Annotated in this window: 28 protein-coding genes; 11 read left to right on the forward strand and 17 right to left on the reverse strand. The window is 34.6% G+C overall.

Annotated features, from left to right (window positions below; all coding sequences use genetic code 11):
* Positions 1-53: 53 nt before the first annotated feature.
* From QWY86_RS06905 to QWY86_RS06915, 3 genes are all read left to right on the forward strand, one after another.
* A complete protein-coding gene (locus QWY86_RS06905; RefSeq protein ID WP_231462600.1) occupies positions 54-365 on the forward strand; it encodes a DUF3467 domain-containing protein in 312 nt (103 codons plus the stop codon).
* Positions 366-444: 79 nt separating this feature from the next.
* Complete coding sequence (locus QWY86_RS06910) at positions 445-1,668, forward strand: OmpP1/FadL family transporter (protein ID WP_290240157.1); 1,224 nt, start codon at positions 445-447, stop codon at positions 1,666-1,668.
* Between the two features lie 11 nt (positions 1,669-1,679).
* Positions 1,680-2,966 (forward strand): SGNH/GDSL hydrolase family protein, encoded by a 1,287-nt coding sequence (locus QWY86_RS06915; RefSeq protein WP_290240159.1) that lies wholly within the window; start codon positions 1,680-1,682, stop codon positions 2,964-2,966.
* A gap of 219 nt (positions 2,967-3,185) precedes the next feature.
* Here the strand turns inward: QWY86_RS06915 and miaA are convergent, their stop codons facing one another.
* The 4 genes from miaA to QWY86_RS06935 all read right to left on the reverse strand — a co-directional run bounded on the left by miaA (position 3,186) and on the right by QWY86_RS06935 (position 6,997).
* Positions 3,186-4,106 carry a tRNA (adenosine(37)-N6)-dimethylallyltransferase MiaA gene (gene miaA, locus QWY86_RS06920; RefSeq protein WP_290240162.1) on the reverse strand — a complete coding sequence of 307 codons (921 nt, stop codon included), beginning with the start codon at positions 4,104-4,106 and terminating at the stop codon, positions 3,186-3,188.
* A 68-nt stretch (positions 4,107-4,174) separates the two neighbouring features.
* A complete protein-coding gene (locus QWY86_RS06925) occupies positions 4,175-4,822 on the reverse strand; it encodes an IS1096 element passenger TnpR family protein (RefSeq protein WP_290240165.1) in 648 nt (215 codons plus the stop codon).
* Between the two features lie 99 nt (positions 4,823-4,921).
* Positions 4,922-6,328, reverse strand: coding sequence for a CCA tRNA nucleotidyltransferase (locus tag QWY86_RS06930; RefSeq protein WP_290240167.1), 1,407 nt, complete (start codon positions 6,326-6,328; stop codon positions 4,922-4,924).
* A gap of 102 nt (positions 6,329-6,430) precedes the next feature.
* Positions 6,431-6,997, reverse strand: coding sequence for an L-threonylcarbamoyladenylate synthase (locus QWY86_RS06935; RefSeq protein ID WP_290240169.1), 567 nt, complete (start codon positions 6,995-6,997; stop codon positions 6,431-6,433).
* A gap of 189 nt (positions 6,998-7,186) precedes the next feature.
* On the opposite strand from QWY86_RS06935, the gene QWY86_RS06940 reads away from it, so the two are divergent.
* The gene (locus QWY86_RS06940; protein ID WP_290240172.1) at positions 7,187-7,741 is read left to right on the forward strand and encodes a DUF4136 domain-containing protein; all 555 of its coding nucleotides are present in this window, start codon (positions 7,187-7,189) and stop codon (positions 7,739-7,741) included.
* On the opposite strand, the gene QWY86_RS06945 is transcribed toward QWY86_RS06940, so the two are convergent.
* Positions 7,742-8,857 (reverse strand): glycosyltransferase family 4 protein, encoded by a 1,116-nt coding sequence (locus QWY86_RS06945; RefSeq protein WP_290240174.1) that lies wholly within the window; start codon positions 8,855-8,857, stop codon positions 7,742-7,744.
* A gap of 80 nt (positions 8,858-8,937) precedes the next feature.
* Positions 8,938-9,756, reverse strand: a complete 819-nt coding sequence (locus QWY86_RS06950; protein WP_290240176.1) for a 2,3,4,5-tetrahydropyridine-2,6-dicarboxylate N-succinyltransferase — start codon at positions 9,754-9,756, stop codon at positions 8,938-8,940.
* A gap of 191 nt (positions 9,757-9,947) precedes the next feature.
* Here QWY86_RS06950 and QWY86_RS06955 point away from each other — a divergent pair, with 191 nt between their 5' ends.
* A complete protein-coding gene (locus QWY86_RS06955; protein WP_290240178.1) occupies positions 9,948-10,349 on the forward strand; it encodes an RNA-binding S4 domain-containing protein in 402 nt (133 codons plus the stop codon).
* Here QWY86_RS06955 and QWY86_RS06960 read toward each other — a convergent pair whose 3' ends face one another.
* Complete coding sequence (locus QWY86_RS06960) at positions 10,350-11,123, reverse strand: EcsC family protein (protein ID WP_290240181.1); 774 nt, start codon at positions 11,121-11,123, stop codon at positions 10,350-10,352.
* Positions 11,124-11,233: 110 nt separating this feature from the next.
* Between QWY86_RS06960 and QWY86_RS06965 the strand changes: the two genes are divergently transcribed.
* Positions 11,234-13,156, forward strand: a complete 1,923-nt coding sequence (locus QWY86_RS06965) for a TlpA family protein disulfide reductase (RefSeq protein ID WP_290240182.1) — start codon at positions 11,234-11,236, stop codon at positions 13,154-13,156.
* Positions 13,157-13,280: 124 nt separating this feature from the next.
* Here QWY86_RS06965 and QWY86_RS06970 read toward each other — a convergent pair whose 3' ends face one another.
* Together QWY86_RS06970 and QWY86_RS06975 are read right to left on the reverse strand one after the other, a co-directional pair.
* Positions 13,281-13,763, reverse strand: coding sequence for a nucleoside deaminase (locus QWY86_RS06970; RefSeq protein ID WP_290240185.1), 483 nt, complete (start codon positions 13,761-13,763; stop codon positions 13,281-13,283).
* A gap of 67 nt (positions 13,764-13,830) precedes the next feature.
* Positions 13,831-14,430, reverse strand: a complete 600-nt coding sequence (locus QWY86_RS06975) for an OmpH/Skp family outer membrane protein (protein ID WP_290240187.1) — start codon at positions 14,428-14,430, stop codon at positions 13,831-13,833.
* 515 nt (positions 14,431-14,945) lie between these two features.
* Here QWY86_RS06975 and gyrB point away from each other — a divergent pair.
* The 3 genes from gyrB (at position 14,946) to QWY86_RS06990 (ending at position 18,040) form a co-directional block, all read left to right on the forward strand.
* Complete coding sequence (gene gyrB / locus QWY86_RS06980) at positions 14,946-16,904, forward strand: DNA topoisomerase (ATP-hydrolyzing) subunit B (RefSeq protein WP_290240189.1); 1,959 nt, start codon at positions 14,946-14,948, stop codon at positions 16,902-16,904.
* Between the two features lie 135 nt (positions 16,905-17,039).
* A complete protein-coding gene (locus QWY86_RS06985) occupies positions 17,040-17,378 on the forward strand; it encodes a PadR family transcriptional regulator (RefSeq protein ID WP_290240191.1) in 339 nt (112 codons plus the stop codon).
* Complete coding sequence (locus QWY86_RS06990) at positions 17,378-18,040, forward strand: hypothetical protein (RefSeq protein ID WP_290240193.1); 663 nt, start codon at positions 17,378-17,380, stop codon at positions 18,038-18,040. The genes QWY86_RS06985 and QWY86_RS06990 overlap by 1 nt, the downstream gene beginning before the upstream one ends.
* 203 nt (positions 18,041-18,243) lie before the next feature.
* On the opposite strand, the gene QWY86_RS06995 is transcribed toward QWY86_RS06990, so the two are convergent.
* The 8 genes from QWY86_RS06995 to mdh form a co-directional block, all read right to left on the reverse strand.
* Positions 18,244-19,170: a bestrophin family protein gene (locus QWY86_RS06995; protein WP_290240194.1), complete on the reverse strand. Its 927-nt coding sequence runs from the start codon at positions 19,168-19,170 to the stop codon at positions 18,244-18,246.
* A gap of 27 nt (positions 19,171-19,197) precedes the next feature.
* Complete coding sequence (locus tag QWY86_RS07000) at positions 19,198-19,695, reverse strand: hypothetical protein (RefSeq protein WP_290240196.1); 498 nt, start codon at positions 19,693-19,695, stop codon at positions 19,198-19,200.
* A 161-nt stretch (positions 19,696-19,856) separates the two neighbouring features.
* Positions 19,857-21,209 carry a HAMP domain-containing sensor histidine kinase gene (locus QWY86_RS07005; protein WP_290240198.1) on the reverse strand — a complete coding sequence of 451 codons (1,353 nt, stop codon included), beginning with the start codon at positions 21,207-21,209 and terminating at the stop codon, positions 19,857-19,859.
* A complete protein-coding gene (locus QWY86_RS07010; RefSeq protein WP_290240201.1) occupies positions 21,209-21,886 on the reverse strand; it encodes a response regulator transcription factor in 678 nt (225 codons plus the stop codon). Before QWY86_RS07010 ends, QWY86_RS07005 begins: the two co-directional genes overlap by 1 nt.
* A gap of 156 nt (positions 21,887-22,042) precedes the next feature.
* Positions 22,043-22,582: an SRPBCC family protein gene (locus QWY86_RS07015; protein ID WP_290240202.1), complete on the reverse strand. Its 540-nt coding sequence runs from the start codon at positions 22,580-22,582 to the stop codon at positions 22,043-22,045.
* 55 nt (positions 22,583-22,637) lie between these two features.
* On the reverse strand, positions 22,638-23,033 hold the full coding sequence (locus tag QWY86_RS07020) for a group III truncated hemoglobin (RefSeq protein WP_290240204.1): 396 nt from the start codon (positions 23,031-23,033) through the stop codon (positions 22,638-22,640).
* 57 nt (positions 23,034-23,090) lie between these two features.
* Positions 23,091-23,516 (reverse strand): aspartyl protease family protein, encoded by a 426-nt coding sequence (locus QWY86_RS07025; RefSeq protein WP_290240206.1) that lies wholly within the window; start codon positions 23,514-23,516, stop codon positions 23,091-23,093.
* A 70-nt stretch (positions 23,517-23,586) separates the two neighbouring features.
* Positions 23,587-24,525: a malate dehydrogenase gene (gene mdh / locus QWY86_RS07030; protein ID WP_290240208.1), complete on the reverse strand. Its 939-nt coding sequence runs from the start codon at positions 24,523-24,525 to the stop codon at positions 23,587-23,589.
* 119 nt (positions 24,526-24,644) lie between these two features.
* On the opposite strand from mdh, the gene QWY86_RS07035 reads away from it, so the two are divergent.
* Both QWY86_RS07035 and QWY86_RS07040 read left to right on the forward strand, forming a co-directional pair.
* Positions 24,645-25,190 (forward strand): lipocalin family protein, encoded by a 546-nt coding sequence (locus tag QWY86_RS07035; protein WP_290240210.1) that lies wholly within the window; start codon positions 24,645-24,647, stop codon positions 25,188-25,190.
* A 22-nt stretch (positions 25,191-25,212) separates the two neighbouring features.
* Positions 25,213-25,665, forward strand: a complete 453-nt coding sequence (locus QWY86_RS07040) for a lipocalin family protein (RefSeq protein ID WP_290240212.1) — start codon at positions 25,213-25,215, stop codon at positions 25,663-25,665.
* The last annotated feature ends 22 nt before the right edge of the window (positions 25,666-25,687 follow it).

Genomic DNA, 25,687 nt, shown 5'->3' on the forward strand with positions numbered 1-25,687 from the left:
ATGATTAAACCTTACCTTTAAGACTTCATTTTACCGATTATTATAATCAAGTTATGGACGAGCAACAAAACGAAAACCAGTTAAACATAGAATTGTCTGAAGAAATTGCGGAAGGAATTTTTTCTAATCTTGCAATTATTACACATTCCAATACGGAATTTGTTCTAGATTTCATTCGTGTAATGCCTGGAATCCCAAAAGCAAAAGTTAAGTCTAGAATAATTTTAACACCAGAACACGCAAAACGTTTACTAACTGCATTGGATGATAATATCCAAAAGTTTGAGGCAGCGAACGGGCGTATCAAAACACAGGAAGAACCACCGTTTCCAATGGGCTTTGGCGGGCCAACAGCGCAGGCCTAATTTTCTTTGTTAATTCTTAAACAAATTATTGGCTACTATGTTAGCATAGTATGCATTTGTGCTATAACCATTTATAAGTATGAAAAAAATTTTATTGAGCGTATTACTATCTGCTCCACTTTGGGTATTAGGGCAAGGTTTTCAGGTTAATTTACAAGGACAAAAGCAAATAGGTATGGCGGGGGCTGGCTCAGCTTTGGCGTTAGATGAAGCATCCGTATTTTTTAACCCAGGTGCAGTAAGTTTTTTAGAGAAAAACTCAATTTCTGCGGGCGTTAACCCATTACTTTTCAAATCCGTTTTTCAACAAAGTGGTTCAAATATTTCTGAGAATGTAAAAAATAAAATTGCACCACCATTTGAGGCTTATGCTGTTTGGGGTCCAAAATCTAACAAATGGAAGTTAGGCATAGGCGTTTATACACCCTTCGGAGGCATGGTAGATTGGGGCAATGATTGGTCTGGTAAATACACTTTAACTTCCCTAAACTTAAAAGCAATTTATATTCAGCCAACCTTGAGTGTTAAAATTACTGATAGAATCGGTATTGGAGCTGGTTTTGTATATAATCATGGTGAGGTAAATCTTCAGCGTGCTTTACCAGTAAATTATCCTGATGGTCGTTCAGGCCATGCTACACTTGAAGGAACTGGTAGTGGATTTGGATGGAATGCAGGTATTTACATTAATACACTTAGTAATGTAACCTTTGCTGTAGTTCATAGGTCAAAAGTAATAACCAAACTAAACGATGGTGATGCAACTTTTGATGTCCCGGGCTCGTTAAAACCTTCTTTCCCAGATGGAAATACATTTAACGCAGAATTACCATTGCCATCTACAACAACCTTAGGAATTGGTATTCCTATTTCTAAAAGCACAACTTTAGCATTTGACGCGAGTTGGGTTCAATGGAGGGTTTATAAAGAACTTGCTTTTGATTATGCTATAAATACAACAGCTTTGGCTGATACTAAATCGGCACGTAATTATCGTGATGGTTCATCGTTTAAGTTAGGCGTGAACCATCAAGCGAGTAACAAACTTGCATTAAGGGCCGGTGTTGGATACGCGATTTCACCAGTTCAAGACGGTTTTGTTACACCAGAAGCACCAGATGCTAATCGTTATATTTTAAGTGCCGGAGCCGGATATTCATTTACATCAAAATTCGAAGTAAATGCATCTTTCTTTTTTGAAGATGTTGAATCGCGTAAGCAAAAAAATATTGAAACAGGTTTAGATGGAACATTTAAGACTTTGGTTTATGCACCTGGTATTTCATTAACATATAAGTGGTAGGAGATTTTCACATGAAAAAATATATATTCAATAGTTTATTAATTACGGCAATATTATTGGCAGTTTCTTGCAAGCCAGAGATAGAAGCTGCAGTCGGCACTTCGGCTGGCCAAGCAAATTTTAGTAAGTATATCTCAGTTGGTAATTCCCTTACCGCTGGCTTCGCAGATGGCGGACTTTATCTGGAAGGACAAAAGGTCGCTTACCCTAACTTGATTGCTGCTAAAATGGCAACAGTAGGTGGTGGAAGTTTCACTTCGCCATTTTTTACAGATGCTCAGGCAAATGGTTCGGGTTATTTATCGCTCACAGCATTGGTAAATGGAACACCAACCTTAACCCCAGTTACAACCAATTTAGCTTTAAGAGATGCAACTGGTAAACTAACAAAATATACTGGCGAAGTTCAGAATTTGGGCATTCCGGGTATGCGTGTAGATTTGGCTTTTGCTGCACCTTTTGGAGCTGCAAATCCATACTTAGAGCGTTTATTAACAGATACACAAGTTGGAACAGTAAGTTATTTCCAATTTATTCAAGCTCGAAATCATACTTTTTTCTCACTTTGGTTGGGAAACAATGACGCATTAGGTTATGCAACTAATGGCGGCGTAACAACTGATGCTACAAATGTTTTAACAGATAAATCTACGTTCGCACTTTTATATTCGAATTTGATTAATTCATTGACAGCAAATGGTCAGAAAGGTGTGGTTGCCACCATACCTGATGTAACCTCAATACCCTATTTTAATACAGTAACTGTTGGGGCGCTTTTAAACGCTGCAAAGGCAATAAATCCTGCTGCTAATGCAATTTTTATACAAACAGGCACAGGAACAGTGAGAACAGCAACAGCTGAGGATTTAATTCGTTTACCCTTCCAATCTTCAGGATTATTTGGTGTTCCAAACACTTCAGGTTTACCTTATGGTTTGCATCCTCTAAATCCGATTGCAAATAATTGGGTATTAGATAAGGATGAAGTTGCTAAAGTTAAAGATTATGTATTGAGTTATAACAGCACGATTAAATCTTTAGCCGATAGCAAAAGTTTAGCTATTGCTGATACTTACAGTTACTTAAATCAGGTTAAAACCGGCATTGTTATACAAGGTGTTGGTATAAATTCTTCATTTATTACAGGCGGCGCTTTCTCTTTGGATGGCGTTCATTTAACTCCAAGGGGAAATGCTGTTATTGCAAATGTGTTTATTAATGCGATTAACGGCAAGTATGGTTCAAATATACCCGTGGTTGATATTACCCAATATAGAGGCGTTAAATTTCCTAATTAAGGATTAATTAGATAGCTGTTTATACTGATAGAGATTTACTGTTTGATAATATTTTGAATATTCGTCATTCCCGTGAAAACGGGAATCTTAAAGCGATAGGAGTAAACTAAAGTTATTTCTAAATAAAGCATTAAGATGCCCAGTCAAGCTGAGCATGACGAAAAGTGCCAAATTAAATTCTTGCAAACTCGTAAATCTATAAGTATGATACAGCTTTTTTTATGAGCCTAGATTTCGGTTAATTAAATCAATTACGGCTTCTGTTTGATTAGGCTCAAACCAATTTATTTGTTCATCTCGCCTAAACCAAGTTAATTGTCTTTTAGCAAAGCGACGGGTATTTTGTTTTATAGCTGAGATGGCTTCATCAAGAGAAACTTTTCCATCCATATAATCGAATATTTCGCTATAGCCAACTGTATTTAATGCATTTAAACTTCTAAATTCAATTAAAGATTCAACTTCTTTTAAAAGTCCTTCATCAAGCATTTTGTCAACTCGCTCATTAATTCGGTGGTATAATATGGCTCTATCAGTATTTAAACCAATTTTAATGATGTTAAACGGGCGCTCTTTTTTAGTTGCCGATAACATCGATGAAAGTTTTTTTCCGGTGGATAAATAAACTTCCAAACCTCTAATCATTCTCTGCGGATTATTCTGATCCACTTTATCAAAATATTCAGGGTCGTATTCTTTCAGTTGTTTTTGAATCGATTCCAATCCTTCGGTTTCAAATTGGTGGTTGAGTTTCGAACGAATCTGCATATCAATTTCAGGCATTTCATCTAAACCATTAATAACAGCATTGATGTATAAACCCGAGCCGCCAACCATAATGGCGATATTATGATTTACGAAAATATTATCGATAACTTTTAAGGCATCTTGTTCAAAATCTCCGGTACTGAATAATTCTGTTACAGAATGAGAATTTATGAAATGATGCTTAGCTGCATTCAGTTCATCAGCATCAGGCTTTGCAGTGCCAATTTCCATTTCTTTAAAGAATTGTCGGGAATCAGCAGAAATGATTTCTGTTTTAAAATGTTGAGCAATCTGTATGGATAAAGCCGTTTTTCCAATAGCTGTTGGTCCAACAATTACAACCAAAGTTTTAGGTTTTTCGCTTTTTGCCATTTTGTTTATATAAAAAAACTGCCGGATGATTTGTCCGACAGTTAAATATTATTCGATAATATGTTTAATTAATAATCGTCTTTCTGGTTATCATCTTCGTAACTGTCGTTATCCGAAAATTCATCGCCAAATTCATCATCTTCGCTTTCATCTTCTTCATCACGCTCTTCTTCATTAATGCCCATTTCGCCCATCGCTTCCAGTTCATCCGTATCTTCAGGTACAAAATTCATTTCATTCAAGAAATCAAATTCATTTGCAGAAGCAACCGCAGTTCCGGCATCAACAACCTGACCACTTTTTTGTTCCATAATTTTTGGCGCTTCTCCGGTACTTTTAGCTAAAAATGGATATTCAATATGAGGGTCTGCATCCAATACAATTTTAACCAATTCTACGTGGAAATCATAAGGACGATCAAAATTATACGTATAATAAAATTTCTGATGAGGATCTTCTATAAAGCCGCTTAATTTTGAATTTTCCATTAAAACAACGCGGTCTTTTTTTCTATCATTTGGTAAATACGCAATTTCATCACCTTTTAGCCAATTATCCGTACTCACATAAAATGATGAAGATTTTTCTGCATTGTAACCTGTTGATTTGTGTATCGCTTTGTGCAAATCTTCAAAGGTTTGATTAGATTTGATATCAATTTCACGTACAACATCATCAAAATCTTCGAAGGTAATTTTAAATTTATAAATAGCCATTATTGTTCTTTGGAGCCGTAAAAATAAAGTTAATTTGTTTCATCACAAAAAAACAAACGCAACAAAAAGGTTGTTTGTTTTATCGCTCAGGCAATTAAATTATTTATTAACAGGATTTAAACCCATTTGTTTGGCTAAGTTTAGCATAAAATTATAAGCCTGGTGGTAATCGTTTGCAATTTCTCCTTCAAGAATAGCCTCTCTTATCGCATTTTTTATGATGCCAACTTCTTTGCCTGCCTCTAAAGCAAAGGTTTCCATAATATCATTTCCGGTTACAGGCGGTTGCCAGTTTCTTATCTGGTCCCGTTCTTCAACATCCTTAAGTTTTTGTTTTACCAGTTCAAAGTTGTTTCTGTATTTCGTCTTTTTGTATTCGTTTTTAGTTGTAACATCGGCATTGCACAGTAGCATTAAGCTTTCAATTTCTTCACCTGCATCAAAAAGTAACCTTCTAACGGCCGAATCGGTAACGGTATCTTGCGCCAAAACTATCGGACGAAGGTGCAGCTGAACTAATTTTTGCACAAACTTCATCTTCTCATTTAGAGGTAACTTTAGCTGACTGAAAATTTTTGGTACCATGCGAGCACCCTTATCTTCATGTCCGTGGAAAGTCCAGCCATGTCCTTCTTCAAATCTTTTAGTAGCAGGCTTAGCAATGTCGTGCAGGATTGCAGCCCAACGCAACCATAAATCATCAGTTGTTTCACAAATGTTATCTAAAACCTCCAATGTATGGTAAAAATTATCTTTGTGGCCTTTTCCTTTAATAATTTCGACACCATAAAGCTGTGCCATTTGAGGGAAAATTAGATGCAATAAGCCTGTATCAAATAAAAGTTTAAAGCCGATTGATGGTTTTGCAGACAAAATAATCTTATTCATTTCATCTGTAATGCGCTCTTTTGATACGATGCTAATGCGATTTTTTTGAGATTTGATGGCTTCAATTGCCTTTTTATCAATACTAAAATTAAGTTGCGATGCAAAGCGAATCGCCCTCATCATTCTTAATGGGTCATCAGAAAAGGTAATTTCAGGATCAAGTGGTGTTCTGATGATTTTTTGTTCGATGTCTTGGATTCCATCAAATGGGTCAAGTAATTCGCCAAAATGTTGAGCATTTAAGTTAATAGCCAAGGCATTTATGGTAAAATCGCGACGAAGCTGGTCGTCTCTTAAAGTTCCATCTTCAACAATTGGCTTTCTCGAATCTAAACGGTAGGATTCCTTTCTGGCACCCACAAACTCAATCTCTAAATCGTTATGTTTAATGTTTGCTGTTCCAAAACTTTTAAATACAGCAACTTTGGTGTTTAATTTTTTGCCAACAGCCTCTGCATAAGCAATACCACTTCCTACAACCACAACATCTATATCTTTTGAAGAACGGTTTAGAAACAAATCGCGAACAAAACCACCAATAACATAAGCTTTAGTATTGTTTTTATCGGCAATTAGCGATAGGGTTTTAAAAATAGGATTTTGTAAATGTTGCTGCATAGTTGTGAAGTTGTTTTGCTAAATTCATTTCAGCTTCTTTTTAAGGATCCGATATAAATTAAGGTTGACAACCTGCTAATATTTTCTACAAAAGTAACAAAATTACTTACGAATAAATTCGAATTGGCCACCAGAAGAAAGTTTCATTATGGTTGATGGTTTTTTTTCGGTACGATTTTCCTGTTCGAAATCTACAACGTAATCTACAGCTTCGATAATCTGGGAATCTATATCATCAAAATATTTTGGAGATGGATTTCCACTTAAATTTGCAGAGGTAGACACTATTGGTTTTCTAAATCGCTGAATCAGTGGCGTACAAAAATCGTGCTTCGCAACCCTAATTCCTACACTTCCATCGGCATTAATCACATTTGCAGCTAAATTTTTTGCACCAGAAAAAACAATCGTTAATGGATTTTCTGCGTACTCAATTAAATCATAAGCAACATCAGCCACTTCGGTTACGTAGCTTTGAATTTTATTTTCTGTATCTAATAAAATAATCAAGCTTTTTTCTGCTGGTCTGTTTTTAATCGTTAAGAGCTTTTCTACGGCTTCCGGATTTGTAGCGTCGCAACCAAGTCCCCAAATCGTATCAGTTGGATAAAGAATTACTCCACCAGATTTTAAAACTTCTAAAGCTTTATTGATTTCATCTTTAAGCATGTACAAAGATAAGATGTTAAATTTCTCAATCGAATAATATTTAACATTTTAGCAAAAACAAAGGGATTTTCAAAACGTTTTAAAATGACAATAATAATGTAAAAATTAAGCGATTATACAATCTATTTCACATAAATATTCGTATTTTTAAGTAGGTTATAAATAAAGAAACACACAAATTAAACGCATATGAGAAATTCACTTAAATTACTAATGCTATTCGCGATTGTAATAGCATTCAGCAGTTGCTCTTCATTACGTACAGCATCTGATTACGATAAAACCGCAAATTTCGGTAACTACAAAACTTATAATTTTTACGATAAGGGTTTAACCAGGTTACGAATGAATAATTTGGACAAACGCAGAATGATGGCTGCCGTTGAAGCAGATTTGAATGCAAAGGGTTTTACAAAATCTGCAAAACCAGATTTGTTAGTTAACTTAGTTGTTGTGGCCAGAGAGCGTACCGAAGTTTACAATTATGGCCCAGGTTTTTACGGCCCAGGTTGGGGTTGGGGCTGGGGTTGGGGCGGCTGGGGAGGCGGCGGCATGACCAACGTTAACCAGTTCATGGAAGGCACCGTTATCATCGATTTTTTAGACCCAAAATCGAAAACTTTAGTATGGCATGGTCGCGGAAGCGGATTTAACCTTGATAACTTAAAAGACAGAGAGGAGCGTTTGAACAAAGGAATTAGCGAAATTTTAATGCAATATCCACCTGCTGTTGCTTCTAAATAATTATTTTAAAACATTTATATAGCAATTCATTAATTGCTGCGTTATAGAAGGGCTGTTGAATTTTTGAACAAATTCCAGCCCTTTTGCTTTCATATGACTGCTTAAGTTTGGTTCGTTTAAAATTCTATTGATTTCTTCTGATAATTCTTTAGCATTGTTCGGATTAACATAAATGCTACCAGCTCCACCAGCTTCTTCTAAGCAAGAACCTGTTGCTGCCACAACTGGTACATTTGAGTATAAAGCTTCGATAATCGGAATGCCAAATCCTTCATAAAATGAGGGATAAACAAATAGCTCAGCAAGCTGATAAATGCCGGGCAAATCAGAAAATGGAATATTTTTAAGAAAAATTATTCTCTCATTTAAACCAAGCCTATCAATTTCCAACTTTACAGATTCTAAATATGGTGTTGGTTTACCAATAACTACGAGTTTATAATCGCTATTAACATTTTTTAAAGCTTGTATAAGTAACTTAAGGTTTTTCCTAGGTTCTATTGTACCAACATTTAAAATGTATTTATCAGGTAGGTTATACGTTTTTTTTATTGTTGATAAGGTTTCTGGAGGAAGTAATGTTTTAAAGGAATCATCACAGCTTTGATAAATGACTTCGATTTTATCAGCATTGATGTTATAAAGTTCAACAATATCACTTTTTGTTTTTTCGCTAATGGCGATGATTTTATCCGCATTCTTGCAAGCCAAGTTACTCTTCCATTCATAAAGTTTCCTGTCGAAAAATTTGTAATATTCCGGGAAACGGAGAAAAATTAAATCGTGAATGGTAACAACTGATTTGATTTTAGTTTTAGATATTCCGATAGGAATTTCATGACTTAAACCATGAAAAATCTGGATTTTATCCTTCTTTAAATCTTTTAAAATATTAAAGCTTCGCCATAAAAACTTAGTGCCTTGCGGAAGCTTCAGAAAGATGTTTTTTACTTTAAAAAAAGATTGGATTTGCTTGGCTTCCTTAACCTTCTGCGAATAAACGAAATATTCATTCTCCGGAAATTGATGTGCTAAACTTTCAATTAGCGAGCGACTGTAATTTCCTAATCCTGTTAAATTATTTGCAGCACGCTTGCCATCGAAGCCGATTTTCATAATGGTGAAAGGTTTAGGGTAAAAGGTTTAAGGTTTTTGATGTAGCCTTACACCCTAAACCTTATACCTTAAGCCATGTTTTAAACAGCTACATTATTTTCTCTTAAAGCATCGTTAAGCGAAGTTTTTTTATCTGTACTTTCTTTACGTTTACCAATAATTAAAGCACAAGGAACTTGATAATCTCCGGCAGGGAATTTTTTAGTGTAACTACCTGGAATAACTACCGAACGTGCAGGAACAATTCCTTTATATTCTACTGGAGTTGGGCCTGTTACATCAATAATTTTTGTTGATGCAGTTAATACAACATTTGCACCAAGTACAGCTTCTTTCTCAACCTTAACACCTTCAACAACAATTACTCTCGAACCTAAAAATGCATCATCTTCAATAATAACCGGCGCTGCTTGAACAGGTTCTAAAACACCGCCAATACCTACACCACCGCTTAAGTGAACGCGTTTTCCGATTTGTGCGCAAGAGCCAACCGTTGCCCAGGTATCAACCATTGTACCTTCATCAACATAAGCGCCAATATTTACATATGATGGCATCATGATTACACCTTTAGCTAAAAATGAACCATAACGAGCACTAGCCATTGGCACAACACGTACACCTGTAGATTTGTAGTCGGTTTTTAAATCCATTTTATCGTGGTAAACAAACGGACCGCTTTTAATTTCTTTCATCTCACGGATTGGGAAATATAAAATAACAGCTTTTTTTACCCATTCATTAATGCCCCAAGAGTTTAAAACTGGCTCAGCAACGCGGATTTCTCCTTTATCAAGCCCCATAATTACGGCTTCGATGGCTTCGCAATAATTACTATATTTTAAAAGGGTTCTATCTTCCCAAGCGGCTTCAATTAATTTCTTTAAATCTGAATACATGATGTTTTTAAATTTTACGCAAAATAACTTAAAATTATCTATAACTGGCGATTCCCTCACAGAAATATTGATGAAATTGTTAGATTGCTGTATTGTTAATACACATATTGATTACAAATTTCAATTATCAATTTTAATTTTCAACCATCTAACAATTCAACAATTAATCAATTAAACGTAGTTTTGCAAATATGGCAGAAGCAGAAAAACTTAGAATCGATAAATATTTGTGGGCAATAAGACTTTTCAAAACCCGAAGTTTGGCTACCGATGCTTGTAAAGCAGGGCGTGTGAAAATTAATGGACAGAACATAAAACCTTCTGCAATTGTTAAAATCGGAGATGTTTATCAAGTATCTAAAGGTATAGAGAAGAAAATTATTGAGGTTGTAGAATTTTCTTATAATCGAACAGATTCTCCTACAGCCTTAACCAAATATAAAGATTTAACACCTGTTGAGGAAACCCATGCCTTTAAATCTGCGTTTCACGCACCGAGTTTGAAGAGAGATAGGGGCACAGGAAGACCAACCAAAAAAGATCGCCGCGAAACTGACGACCTAATTAGTGGAATGTTTGAGGAGGAAAATTAATTAGTCTGGAGTTTTTAGTTGTAAGTCTTTAGCCAAATCATGACTAAGAACTACAGACTGAAGACTAAAATATCGCATTCTATAACTCATCATCGCAGTTTTGCCTAATCTTTCGATAAGTTTATAATTTGCCACCGCACCAACAGCAGCGCCGATAAATGGAAGCATTTGAGCGAGTTTTGCTAAATCTATATAATCGCGGTATTGTTGTTGAAAAGTTAACCAATCAAATTCATCTATATTTGTTGGCAGTTTATGGGCAATATTATCCCAGTTCTGCATTTTATTAAAAACGTTTTGGCTTTCCTCTTTGCTAGAAAATGCCAGTTGAAAAATGTGGAGGATAAATAACCGTTCTCTGTAATCTTTAACATCGTAACCGTAAACAGCGGCAATATCAAAAAGCATCTTCATTTTTATACCTAAAAGGATGGGAAAATCGGCAAGGCTCATCAGAAAACCGCCTGCGCCGGTAATTCCACCTTCTGCGGCACCGGTTTTTTTATAGTTTTCAATCTTTTGCTTTATTAGTGCTTCGCGATGCATAAAAGTTAAATCAACCGTAGGTTTTGAAGTAGTAAAGGTTGAACCGAAAAGTACAGTTTTTACCATTTGCTTGATGGCCACGGTTATTGCATTGTGCACTTTATCAGGAATGTAGCTATTTATTTTCTTCTGTACCTTATCTGTAACCTTATTCAGTAATGAAGGTTTTTGTAAAGTTTTAAACTTCCAAAATTCTAGCTGGTGAGAGATTTTTTGCTCGTAGGTCATGAATAAAATATTAACAATAATTATACCCTAAAATTTTAAAGATTAATTTGGATATTCAAAACAATAACTATATATTTAGTTTGTCTATTTTTAAATCTAACCTTTTCAATATGAAACGATTAAAATTATTTCTGCTGCTATGTTTTATGGTAAAATTGGCAGGCGCTCAATCCGTTAAATTTTCAGAGGAACAACCTGTAGCAGGCGCAACGGTTAAATTTACTTATGACCCGAAGGGTACAAGTTTGCAAAACTTGAGTGATGTTAAATGCGTCGTATTTAATTTCTTTTCAACAACTAATCCGAAGAGTGCAAAAATTGATTTAGTTAAAGAAGGAGAGGTTTACAAAGGTGAGTTTAAAACCACAGACAGTACAACGTTAGCGGCTTTGGCTTTTTCTGTTGATGAACAAAAAGATGAATCGGCAAAAGGTTATATGTTGGCATTTAGTAAGGATGGGAAAATTGCTGCTGAATCTTATATCAATCGGGCATTTCTATATGGTTTAGCTGGGAAATTCTATTTGGGTATGCCTTTGGATTATGAAAAAAGTGCTGCATTATATAAACAGGCTTTTACGATCAAACCCAGCTTAATTAATACTAATCGCTATTCCTACCTTTCGATAGAGTATAAAGCAAATAAAGAAGAAGGCATCAAATTAGTAGAACAAAGTATAAAAAATACATCGAAATTAAAGGAAGTGAAAGAAAACGACCTGGAGTTTATGTTAAATGCATACTTGTTAATAAAGAAAAAAGCACAGGCCGATTCTGTTAAAGCAATTATCTTAAAGAAATTTCCGGTTGGAAATTATGCATACGGCCAAGAAATGAACGCTTTGTATTCAGAAAAAGATGCGGTTGTTTTGGAACAAAAAGCAAATCATTTGATTTCTAAATTTAAGCTGGATAAAAGCAAAAAGGCAGACGCGGGCAAATTAAATTCAATTAATGGATTGGTTGCAGAATCTTTCGCAAAGGCTAATAATGATGCGAAGTTTGAATTATATGCTAACAAAGTTGATGCGAAAACTACTCGTGCTGGTTTGTACAATCAATTCGCCTGGCCTTTGGCAGAGAAAAATGAAAACGTTGCATTTGCTACAAAAATCTCTAAGCAATCGCTTGAACTAATTGAATCAGCTAAGAATGATGAAAAGCCAAGCTACTATCAAACTCAGGAAGATTACACTAAAGCATTAGACCAAAGCTGGGGCATGTATGCAGATACTTATGCTTTACTTCTTTTTCACGACAAAAAATTTAAGGAAGCTTTAGAAACACAAGAAAAAGCAATCTCATTTTATAAAGTAATTCCTCCTGATGTAAGCACACGTTATGTTACTTACTTAATTAAAAACGGACAAAACGAAAAGGCATTTACCGAAGCTGAGAAATTGATTAAGGAAGGAAAAGCCTCTGATTCCTTAAAGAATGATTTTAAAACTTTGTATGCTAGTCTCAAAAAAGAAGGTACTTACGAAACATTTATGGCAGGTTTAGAAAAAGAGGCAATTGCAAAAGCTAAAGCTGAATGGACTAAGAAAATGATTAACATTCCTGCTCCAACATTTTCTTTGGCAAATTTAAAAGGGGAAAAAGTTAGCCTCGCTAACTTAAAAGGAAAGATTATAGTTCTGGACTATTGGGCAACATGGTGTGGTCCATGTGTGGCATCTTTTCCAGGTATGCAAAAAGCTATGGCCAAGTATGCTAATAATCCTAATGTGGTATTTTTATATGTGAATACATGGCAAAATGAAGAAAATAGAGAAAAGGTTGTTACTGATTTTATTGCCGAGAAAAAACTAAACTTCAACGTTTTGTACGATACTAAAAACGTCAAAGACCCATCGAAATTTGATATCGTAAGCGCTTATAAAGTTGATGGAATTCCGACAAAGTTTGTAATTGATGGAGAAGGGAATATCAGGTTTAAAGCTGTAGGTTTTTCAGGCTCTGATGATGGTGTAGTAAAAGAAATTGATTCGATGATCGGTTTGCTTACTGCTAAAGAAGCCAGCAAATAAAAGTATAGGTTAAAATTACAATATTTTAAATGCTTGTCACGTTGAGCTTGTCGAAACGCCTTAAATTTTTAAGTTTAAGTCCTTCGACAAGCTCAGGATGACAGGTTGCAAAAGTCGATTTCTATTAATAATCTATTCGCATCGGCGACTGTTCCCAAAGTTTAAAAGCTTCCATTGCCTCATCACGCATTAATTGCAAAATGGGTAAACTTCTTTTGTTCATCTCTTTTTCCAGTTCCTCATAAATAAACTTATCGCTGAAGCCAATGTTCTCAGCATCAACCTTAGTGTTTGCATAGTAAATCGTATCAATTTTAGCCCAGTAAATTGCACCTAAACACATTGGACAAGGTTCGCAGCTCGTGTAAATTACACAACCGCTTAAATCAAAAGTGTTTAATTTTGTGCAGGCCAATCTAATTGCCGAAACTTCTGCGTGTGCGGTTGGGTCGTTTGTAGATGTAACTTTATTACCAGATGCCGCTACAACTTCTCCATCTTTAACTACAACTGCGCCAAATGGGCCACCAATATTTTCAGTAACATTTTTAGCCGAAAGTGTAATGGCTAAGCGCATAAACTCGGCATGTTTTTCTAAATTTTCCATCGTTAATTTTAAGCAAAAAAAATGCCCCGATTAACTCAGGGCATTTACAATTTAAATATTTTAAAAATTATTTTTTAGAATAATCTGCATTTAAGCCTTTAATAACTTCAGCAGTTACATCTAAGCTTTCATCGGCAAATAAAATAGCGCTGTTACCTTTAGAGTAAGTCAAAACCATTTTATAACCTTTTTCTTTTGCGTAAATTTTTAAGTAAGCCGCAACTTTATCATAAAGTTTTTCGTTTTCTACAGCTTGCTCATTTTGTAAAGCACCACCAGCATTTTGTTGGTAAGTTTGCAATTCTTGTTGTTTACGAGCTAAACGTTCTTCTGTAGATTTACGTTGGTCGGCAGATAAAGTTTGAGCCGATTGTTGGTATTGCGTAACCTCTCTTTGAAAAGCCTGACCTTTAGCTTGCATATCTGCTTGGGCATTTTTGCTTTTACCTTCAAATTTTACTTTAAGGTCTTTAAAATAATCGTATTTTGTTAATAAAGAATCAGAGTTAACATATACAATTTTCTCGTCTGCAGTTGCTACAGTAGCTGTACTATCTGTTTTTTTAGTTTCAGTTGTTTTGGTGTCTTTGTTTTGGCATGCAGAAAAAGCTGTAATTAATGCTGCTGTTGCAAATAAACCAAAGGTTTTCAAGGTTCTTCTTTCCATTATTGTTTAATAAATTTTAGCAAACTTATATAAATTAGTTTTTATATGCAATTTAAGAGTTATGCACAACTATATTAAAACGTTAAGCATTAAAAAATATTTGAAAAGCAATTGCAGTAATTCTATTTAACAGTTTGCGCCCGCTAATCGCTACAATCTTTTTGTTTAGCTTCAGCAGCACAGTATTTTCATTTCTTTACCAACAAAAAGTATTTCCGCTCATATCGGGTTTAGGTGGCAAAAGTAGCATTTCAATTGGCGGTTGCAGGATGCTGATAGACCAAAAGAACTACAGTTTTTGAAGATTAAACCCGATTGAAATGGAAAGCCCCCGATTTTCTCGGGGCTTGTAATAAAAAGCGGGACGAACATTAATCTGATTTACAGGTTTTGCTTTTCAAAATCTCTGTCTAAACCTTGCAGAAGGCATTTTTTTTACGGTTTAAAACTTATCCACATATTAGTTAAAGTGCCGAAATTTCCGTATTTTTGAGGATTATAGTTTTAAATAAAATATGAGCGAAGAACAAGATTTAAAGTCAAATTATTCGGCAGATAATATACAGGTTTTAGAAGGTTTGGAAGCGGTGCGTAAGCGCCCTTCGATGTATATAGGTGATACTGGTGTAAAAGGTTTGCACCACTTGGTTTATGAGGTTGTAGATAACTCTATTGATGAGGCTTTGGCTGGTCATGCAGATACAATCGACGTAAGAATTTTAGAAGGAAACTCGATTAGGGTAGAAGATAACGGTCGTGGTATTCCAACCGGTATTAATACAAAAGAGAATAAATCGGCACTAGAAATTGTAATGACGGTTTTACATGCCGGCGGTAAATTCGATAAAGATACTTATAAGGTTTCTGGTGGTTTACACGGTGTTGGGGTAAGTTGTGTTAACGCACTATCTACCGATTTAAAAGCTGAAGTACACCGCGAAGGGAAAATCTGGATGCAGGAATACAAAATTGGTGTTCCGCAGTACGATGTTAAAGAAGTTGGTACAACGGATAAACGTGGTACGATTGTGACTTTTAGTCCTGACCCGACAATTTTTACGCAAACTACTGAATATAAATACGATACTTTAGCTGGTCGTTTACGCGAATTGGCTTTCTTAAATAAAGGTATTACATTAACCTTAACAGATGAGCGTGAAACTTTAGAAGATGGAACTTTCTTTTCAGAAGTTTTCCACTCTGAAGGTGGTTTGAAAGAATTTGTTGCCTTTTTAGATGGTACAAGAGCATCTTTCTTGCCAGAACCAATTTATATCGAAGGTATTAAAAATGGTATTCCGGTTGAGTTGGCTTTCCAATACAACGATAGTTATTCTGAAAATGTGCACTCATATGTAAATAACATTAATACGCATGAGGGCGGTACACATATTGCAGGTTTTCGTAGAGGTTTAACCAGAACTTTAAAGGCTTATGCTGATAAATCTGGTTTATTGAAAAACCTTAAAATGGAAATTACAGGTGATGACTTTAGAGAAGGTTTAACTGCAGTTGTTTCTGTAAAGGTACAAGAGCCACAGTTTGAAGGCCAAACCAAAACCAAACTGGGTAACAGTGAGGTAATGGGAGCGGTTGATGTTGCGGTTGGTGAGGCTTTGGGTTATTATTTGGAAGAAAACCCAAAAGAGGCTAAAATGATTATCAATAAGGTAATCTTAGCGGCTACAGCTCGTGCTGCGGCCCGTAAGGCTCGCGAAATGGTTCAACGTAAAAGTGTAATGGGTGGTTCTGGCTTGCCAGGAAAATTAGCCGATTGCTCGGACAGTGACCCAGAAAGATGTGAAATTTTCTTAGTAGAGGGTGACTCCGCAGGTGGAACTGCAAAGCAAGGTCGTGATAGAAATATTCAAGCTATTTTACCTTTAAAAGGTAAGATTTTGAATGTTGAAAAAGCGATGGAGCATAAAATTTACGAAAACGACGAGATTAAGAATATGTTTACGGCAATTGGCGTAAGCATCGGTACGCCGGAAGATGATAAGGCTTTAAACTTAACTAAACTTCGTTACCACAAAATCGTAATCATGACGGATGCTGATATCGACGGTTCGCACATTACAACCTTGATTTTAACATTCTTTTACCGTTATATGCGTGCTTTAATTGAGGCTGGTTACGTTTACATTGCATCTCCACCACTTTATCAGGTTAAAAAAGGTAAAGATTTTGAGTACTGCTGGAATGATGTACAACGCGACGCTGCTGTACAACGTTTAAAAGGTGCTGGTAAAGAAGATAGCGTACACATACAGCGTTATAAAGGTTTGGGTGAGATGAACGCAGAGCAATTGTGGGATACTACATTAAACCCGGCTACTCGTACTTTAATGCAAGCTACAATTGAAAGTGCAGCAGAATGCGACCATACTTTTTCTATGTTAATGGGCGATGAAGTTGCACCACGTAGAGAGTTTATTGAGCGTAATGCAAAATATGCAAAGATTGATGCTTAATTTGAGTTAAAAGCTTAAACATAAATTCAATAAAAAACCTCTTCGAGAATTAACTTGAAGAGGTTTTTTTGCTTGAATATGTTAAATGTTATATATATAATTTTCTTATGCATGTAATTTTTATTACATTTGACTATGGCGATTAATAACGAATTGTTTAAAGGTACTTTGCAAACCATTATTTTAAATCTTTTATCGGAAAATGAAAGAATGTATGGTTATGAAATTACTCAAAAAGTAAAAAATATTACCCAAGGGGAATTATTACTTAAAGAAGGTGCCTTGTATCCGGCATTACATAAATTAGAAGCAGAGGGGTTTTTGGAAACTTCAACCGAAATTGTTGATAATAGGGTACGTAAATATTATTCGTTATCAAAAGACGGAGAAAAAGAAGTGATTAATAAACTTCAGGAAGCAAAAGACTTTATTAGCCATTTACAATTATTATTGAACCTTAAACCAAGCTTTTAATGAAATTAAATGTAGCGGAAAAGCAAGTCTTGCGGGATTATATTTTCAATGAACCAAAATATAGGGAAACTTATAATGAGTTATATGATCATTTAATAAATGCATTATCTGATAGTGATGAGCTATTTAGTATTGAACTTGTGGCAAAAATTATCAACGAAGATTTTGGAGGTTTTATTAATATCAGAAATAGAGAGGAAGCATATCAAAAACAACTGCATAAAAAATATATAATTGATTTTAGGAAGGAAATGCTACAAACTTTAGGCTGGTCTGATTTTTTCAAAAACATATCAATTTTAGGTTTATGCTTCTGTATTTATTATGGCAGTAAAACTCAAGTGTTTAACATAAAACCAATGATAATTGGTTCGATGATTCCACTTATATTAATTGCGCTGTTTGGTTTTTTTAGGATATTTACACAAAGAATTAAGTATTCCAAATACTCTATAGTGGATAATTATGTAGGCAATATCTCTACACTCGGAACAATAGTTTTAAATGTTTTTTTATTTAATATAATATCCAAAGAAAGGATTTTCGATGTAAGTAATGATTTAAAACTTATTGCCACTTTAGTTTTGTTTTTTTTGAGTAGCATTTATATAAGAAGCTTTATCAAATTTTATAATAAAAAAATTAAAGTTTTAACCGCTTAGCACAAATATTGTGTTAAAGGCTAAAACTGAAATCAATAAAAAAAACCTCTTCGAGTTTAAAACTTGAAGAGGTTTTTATGTTTAGAATCGATAATTATAAAGTCAATTATCAAACTTTGCCTAAACTTACTTCTATCCAGAACCAAAGTTATCGGCTTAACTAACCATCCCAAATTATGAGATGAAACTAAAAACTATCTTAATTACAAGATATAGTACGAGCCTACAGGGGCAAGTTCTGTTTGAGGTTTATCCTCATATATTTTATTATCATCCAACATTTGTGATAAATCTCTTTCAATCGTTCTGCAAATTGTTGTGGTCGGTGTATCTGTTGGTTTATTCTCGAAAGGATCTTGCAAATGAACAGCCATTTTTTCTACCAATAGAAAGAAAGCAGCGATTGCAACGACTAATGGAACTTCCATATATCCAAAATATTCTATTAATCCAAACGGTAATAAAACGATAAACAAATGGATAGACATACTGATATATTTACTGTAAGTTACCGGGAAAACCGTGTTTTTAATTCTTTCAGAGCCCCCCATATGATTACATAATGCGGTGATGGTTTTATCAATCTCTATTTGCTGGTATTTATTAATCCAACCTTCTTGTAAGGCTCTTTTTAAATCCATACCGTGCAATTCTAATAGAGTGACCGTAACATTTTTACGCTTCTTTATAAAATCCATCTCTTCTGGCGATAAATACTGTTCTAAGCCTTTTCGCGGATTGAACCCTCTTAGTGACTGGCTGAGTGCATAACACCAGGCAATTTGTCTTTTAATAAAGCGTTCTTTAAACTTTTCTATATCATCCTGACCATAGGGATTTTCTACAAAAGATAATATCTGACGGGAAATGGACCTTGAGTCGTTAACAATAGCCCCCCAAAGAATTCTTGCCTCCCACCATCTATCGTAAGCCTGGTTGGATCTAAATGCAAGTAAAAGTGAAATTACCGTACCTAAAAGGGCGGGTACTGCTACAGGAATTGAGATGCGTGTAATATGGAAATTTTGGTAAAGTATAACTATACCCACAGAGTAAGTTATAACGAAAAGCAGTTCTTTTTTTACCTTTCCAAATATATAGGTGAGCGGAATATTATTTCGTAACAGCATAATGCACTGATTTAAATTCGTGAATGATCAGGCAGTTGCCTCAATTAGTTCTTTTTCAGGTATTTTCGATTCGATTAAGTTCTCCGGAACCTGAATGTTATTTATGTCTAACTCTAATAAATTGCAACCCGAACGTTCTGTTAAAAATTTTGGGTTAATGCTATATTTATTTATCGGACAAAAATTATAATCCTTTGGATAAGCAATAAAATCTACATCAAATGCTTCGATAAAATTTTTGAATGCGGCAACCGTGCTACCGTAAAAATATTCTACGCCAGTTGTAGCCACCTGATTTGGGAATTTTTCGCGGTACTGATTTATCGTTTGATAAAATTCATCACTTACATTTTCATAATCGCGGCTGCGGCGACTCAGCATTAACATATCTGTGATAGAATCTGATAACTTAAAAGCATGCAGGAAAATTATATTTAGTTTCTCATTCGGTTCATTCTGAATAAGCGCATCGATAATTTTAGTGCTTTCTAAATTGAAATCTGTTGGTACTAATACTGTTTTCATGGCTTTTCTTTTTAATTGATAATTTTTATATTACAATTTTAAGCCAATGATATTACAGCCGAATAAGAGTGAGATTAAAACTAGATTAGAATTTTAAGATAGTTAAATCTTTAAGGAATGAATTGCCGGTAGGAGGCGGATTTAATTGAAATGTCTGTCGGTTAAGCGTTTATAGGTATCATAACTTTTATTTCAGTACCAACGCCAACTTGAGATTTAATACCAATGCTACCACGATGTAAACGAACAATATTTAAGGATAAAGGCAAACCTACACCATAGCCTTTAAACTCATTTGTATTCGAGGCACGATAAAAAGGTTCGAAAATATGTTGAATATCTGATTGAGGAATACCAATACCTCTATCGGTAACTGCGACAGAAACAATGTTTTGGTTAGATTCTATCAGAACAGTCACCACATTATTATTTGAATACTTGCAGGCATTACTAACAATATTCGAAATAGCGAGTTTTATCAAATTCTTTATCGATCTAATAACGAGTAGATTTTCATCTTCGGGCAGTTTACTTAAATCAACTTCAATTTTATTTTCAGGATGAACGAGATTTACCGCTTCAATAACTTCCCAAACTACTTCATCAATTCTAACTTGTTCCCAAGGTTGGTTCTTACCGTTAAAGCCAGATTGTGCTAAGCCAAGCAAACTGGTAAGGATATGTTCCAGCCTGTCTGCCTCGTCTTTAATTTTGGTTAAAGCTTTGTGCTGTTTTTCAGCGTCTTGTTTGGTATTTATTGCCAACTCAAGTTCACCACTAATAATGGTTAACGGTGTACGTAATTCATGCGAAGCATTACTAATGAAATTATTTTGTGTTTCAAATGCTGTTTCTAACCGATTAAGCATATTGTTAAAAGTTTCTGCAAGTTGAGTCATCTCATCTTTGCCTTTCTTAACATCAAGACGCATGTGTAAATTCTCTGCTTTCATATGCTTAACACTTTTAATAATGTTTCGCAGTGGCTGTAACATATAATTTGAGAATTTCCATCCTACAACAAAGGATAAGAGAACGGATAAGAAAAATCCAATAATTAAAATCTTTTGCAAGTCTTTCAGTTCTCTAAAACCTACCGGATCATTTGCTGAAACAATTACAATGTATCCACCAGAACTGTTTTTGAAAAATTTGCCAGCATAAAAATGATTTTCAGTTCTGTATCTGGCGGTTAAACCCGTGTTAATTCTTTTATAGAAACTTTGCGGTAATTCCCTGTCTAATTTTTTTTCAGTTTTTCCGGCTTCGATAATGTATTCTTTTTCTGATGGCAACCTTTCTAGATATTGGTTACGCATTTTAGCATATACGCTATTATTATCGTCTTGATATAGTTTTATTTGTGCTGCGATATTAACCCTTGCTTCCAGGCGTTTGTAAAAATCCTCGAAAGCAAATTCATTAGAGAAGTACCAAACAAAACCACTTAGCAGTGAAATAATCACAGCAGATAAGATTGCAAAGAGCAAAGTGATTTTTTTGGCGATAGACATTATTTTTCCTTTAAAACATAACCTAACCCAACAGCGGTACGAATTAATTTAGGTTCATAGTTCTTATCAATTTTTTTTCGAAGATAATTTACATAAACATCAACTACGTTTGTACCGAGGTTAAAATCGATATCCCAAACGCTTTCTAAAATATCAATCCGAGATAATATTTTGGATTTATTTTTAGCCATAAATTCTAAGAGCCTATATTCTGTAGCGGTAAGTGTAATATCTGTATTATTTCTTTGAACAGTTTTAGCGCTTACATTTATTTTTAAATCAGCAATTTGAATAATCTGGTCGCTTACTGCTGCTCCACTATATCTGCGCAATAATGTTCTAATTCTGGCGAAAAGTTCTGCAAATTTAAAGGGCTTAATTAAGTAATCATCAGCTCCATTATCCAAGCCATTTACAACATTTTCAGTTGTGCCCAAGGCGGTAAGCATAATTACAGGCGTGTTGGGTTTTTGCTCTTTGATGATTTTGCATAACTCCAGACCGTTGATTCCAGGCAACATGATGTCTAAAATAATCAAACTAAAATCATTGTTTAATGCCATTTGCTTTCCGATTAAGCCGTCTGGAGCTATACTAACTTCAAAACCTTCTTCAGTTAAGCCTCTTGAAATTACTGAAACCACGTTCGGCTCATCTTCAACAATTAACAAATTCATCTTTTCAGCAATTAATTTAAAGTGTAGGGAATTACTAAACCTGTAAAGATTTAGTTTTAGTCATGTAAAATAAACATTATTGTTTACCAACAAAAAAATATTACAAAAAAAGCCTTTCGCACTGGCGAAAGGCTTTTTATTAAAAATCTAGTTTATTTAGTTTCCTTTTTCTGATTTCTCTTTTAAGGATGCTAAACCACTTTCAAAATCTTTTCCAATCATTTTATCCATGCCACCCATTACAACGCACATCCATTTGCTGATAAAATTATTTTCACCACTCATTGTCCAGGTTACCTTGTTACCACCAGCTTCAGGAACAATATCAAATTTTGTATCTGCATGGCTTTCGAATGGTTCTTTAAAAAACAAATCGATATCAACCTGCTTATTTGGCTCAACTTTTAAAATCTTCATTTCTCCAGAACCAGTTTCTTTTCCTACCCAAGCATAAACATGACCAGGTTCGCCCGGCGCACCCGAAAAGGTTGTTTTGGCTGTTGGCTCCATTTTAGCCCAAGGATTCCATTTGTAAAATTCATTAAAGTCTGCAATGTTTTTATAGACAATGCTATCGGTTGCATTGATGGTTGTACTTCTGCTCACCGAATACGTTTTGGGCAGAAAAAAACTTCCGACCACTAAAATTATTGCCAGCACGACAATAATTCCTAATAAGATTCTTAAAAATTTCATATATAATTTGTTTGTTCACTTAAATTTAAAATAAACATTCAAATGACACAAATTTTTAAACGATATTAATTTTCGACTTGTGCGAATTTAATTTGAAATGCATTAAATCAGCTATTGATTGTGCTTTTTGTTTTATCAGTTCTGCGTTATCTCCCTCAAATAATTCATCAACAGTTTGGTAAAAAAGCGACTTCCACGAATCAAATTCTTCTTGAAATAAATCGACTTTTTGTTGCAAAGCAAAATGTGTAAGCATAGGGTTGCCCTTATAAGTGGCTTTTCCAAAAAGAATACTTTCCCAAAAATCGTACATTTTAGGTAAATGATGTGACCAATTTACTTTTGCAATATCCGTAAAAATTGCTCCGATTTTACCATCCTTTTGTACCTTTTCGTAAAAAGTATTGACCAAAAGTATAATATCTTCTCTGTTAATAATATCACTTTTCATATAAACGTAAATATGAAGCTAAGTCTGCTTTTAAAATATGATATTTATCAGATAGCATTATTTCTTAAGGATGAGGACCAAATTTTGGTAATCGATAACTGCTTCGTGTTTCATCAAAATATCGCCACCAATTATGCAGCTAATTGCCGGATGCCCAAATTGTTGGTAGGTTTCGCTAACGGATTGTAAATCAAAAGCAACAGTGTCGTAATCTGGAATTTTTAATTTACCAATTTTTAATTCAGGAATAGTAGCCTGAATAGTAGTTGTGGTTGTAAACAAGGTTGCTGCATTTATTTCGTCTGATACTTTAATGGTTTCCGAAAGATGCTTTTCGATTAAAGATTTATCGAAAACGGTTCTGGATGCACCAGTATCTAAAACGGCAAAATGCTTCTCCTTAAAAACAACAACTTCCACCAAAAGGTGGAAGCCGTCATCTTGTAAGTTTATAAGTTTTAATGGGATTGAAATTGATTTCATAAAAGTTTAATGATTGAGGCTTACACAGTAGACATTTATTTTCGCCCTATGTTGCTTCAATTATCAAATATTAAACCAATTTCATATCAGCCAATACGCTATTCATGTTTCTAACGGCATCAGCACTTTTGTTAAATGCCGCTTGCTCATCATCTGTTAATTTAAAATCAATAATTTTTTCCCAACCGTTACGACCAATAATTACTGGTACGCCTAAGCAAATATCGCTTTGTCCGTATTCGCCTTCTAGCGAAACGCAACAAGTGAACAGTTTCTTTTCATCACGTAAAATAGCTTCAACCAAGGCTGCTCCAGCTGCTCCAGGTGCATACCAAGCCGATGTGCCGATTAAACCAGTTAAAGTTGCACCACCAACCATAGTATCTGCGGCCACTTTATCAAGCGTAGCTTTATCTAATAAATTGCTAACCGGTAAACTTTGGTACGTTGCCAAACGTGTTAAAGGAATCATGGTTGTATCGCCATGACCGCCAATTACGAAACCTTGTAAATCATTTAGGTTACAATCTAATGCTTGCGATAAATAGAATTTAAAACGAGAACTATCTAAAGTTCCGCCCATTCCAATTATGCGATTTTTTGGTAAACCCAAAGATTTTAATGCCAAATAGGTCATTGTATCCATTGGGTTGCTAATCACGATAATAATTGCCTCTGGCGAGAATTTTAATATATTTTCTGCAACACCTTTTACAATGCCGGCGTTAATTCCGATTAATTCTTCACGGGTCATGCCTGGTTTACGTGGCAAGCCTGAAGTGATAACTACAACATCCGAACCAGCTGTTTTACTGTAGTCGTTTGTAACACCCGAAATTTTTGTATCGAAGCCTAAAAGGGTAGCAGTTTGCATCATATCGATAGCTTTCCCTTCGGCAAAACCTTCTTTAATATCTAATAATACAAGCTCGTTAGCCAGTTCTTTGCGTGCTATATTATCTGCACAAGTTGCGCCTACAGCGCCTGCTCCTACAACCGTTACTTTCATATATCTATATTTTTTATGGTTTGCTGTTAATTACCTATCGAAGGTATAAATAAATATAAGGTTTAAAAATGCTTTTCAAAACTTTGTGACTTCTAATCTGTTAAATCCTTAAACACATTATGAGATCAAATACCTATAAAGTTTTTCTTCTTTTAACCATCTCAATTCCAACATTGCTCTCTTTTTCGATCAAAAAAAATCAACAAAAAGAGGATTTAAATAATCAGCCAATAGCGAAAATAGATTTTAATAAGTTCCAGGGAAAATGGTATTCCTTAACCAGCATACCAACATTTTTAGATGAAAAATGGCGTAAAACTGTAGAGAACTATACGCTAACAGAAAATCGTTTTGATGTTCTTACTACTTATTACAAAGAAGGTAATACTAAAGAGAAATCTATAAAATCTAAATTATTCTTTTATTCAGATGAACCTGATGGTAAGATGAAAGCGCAATTTTTTTGGCCTGTAAAAGTTGATTATTGGGTAATTGAACTACCACAAGATTACAGTTATGTAGTAATAGGTCACCCAGATATGAAGTATCTTTTCATTATGTCTCGCAAGCCAAATCTCGACAAAAAGTTAATGTCGCAAATTATCGAGAGGTGTAAAAGCAGAGGATATGACACAAGTAAATTAGTTAGCCAAGAGCATGAATAATTATATTAAAGCGTAAATAAATATGGAAAACAGACCAATTTCAAATATCGATTTGAATGCCTTTGCCGGAAAGTGGTATTCGTTATATTCTATACCAACCTTAATGGATAAGAATTGGAAACAAACAACAGAAACTTATACTTTAAAAGATGATGATCATTTTGATGTTTTAACAACTTACCATAATGAAGGAAATCCGGAGGAAAAATCTATCACCTCAAAACTATTTTTTTATGATGAGAAAGCTGATGGAGATATGAAAGCTCAGTTTTTATGGCCTTTTAAAATCGGCTATTGGATTATCGAACTTGCTGATGATTACAGTTATGTTGTTGTTGGGCATCCTGATGAGAAATATCTTTTTATAATGGCTCGTGAACCAAAAATGGAAGCTGACTTATTAGTAGATCTTATCGAAAGATGCCGTGTAAAAGGCTATGATGTAAGTAAATTGGTAAGTCAGGAGCATTTTTAGTCAAATCGTATTGCATTTGTCA

The organism is Pedobacter aquatilis (assembly GCF_030409415.1).
Lineage (GTDB): Bacteria > Bacteroidota > Bacteroidia > Sphingobacteriales > Sphingobacteriaceae > Pedobacter > Pedobacter aquatilis.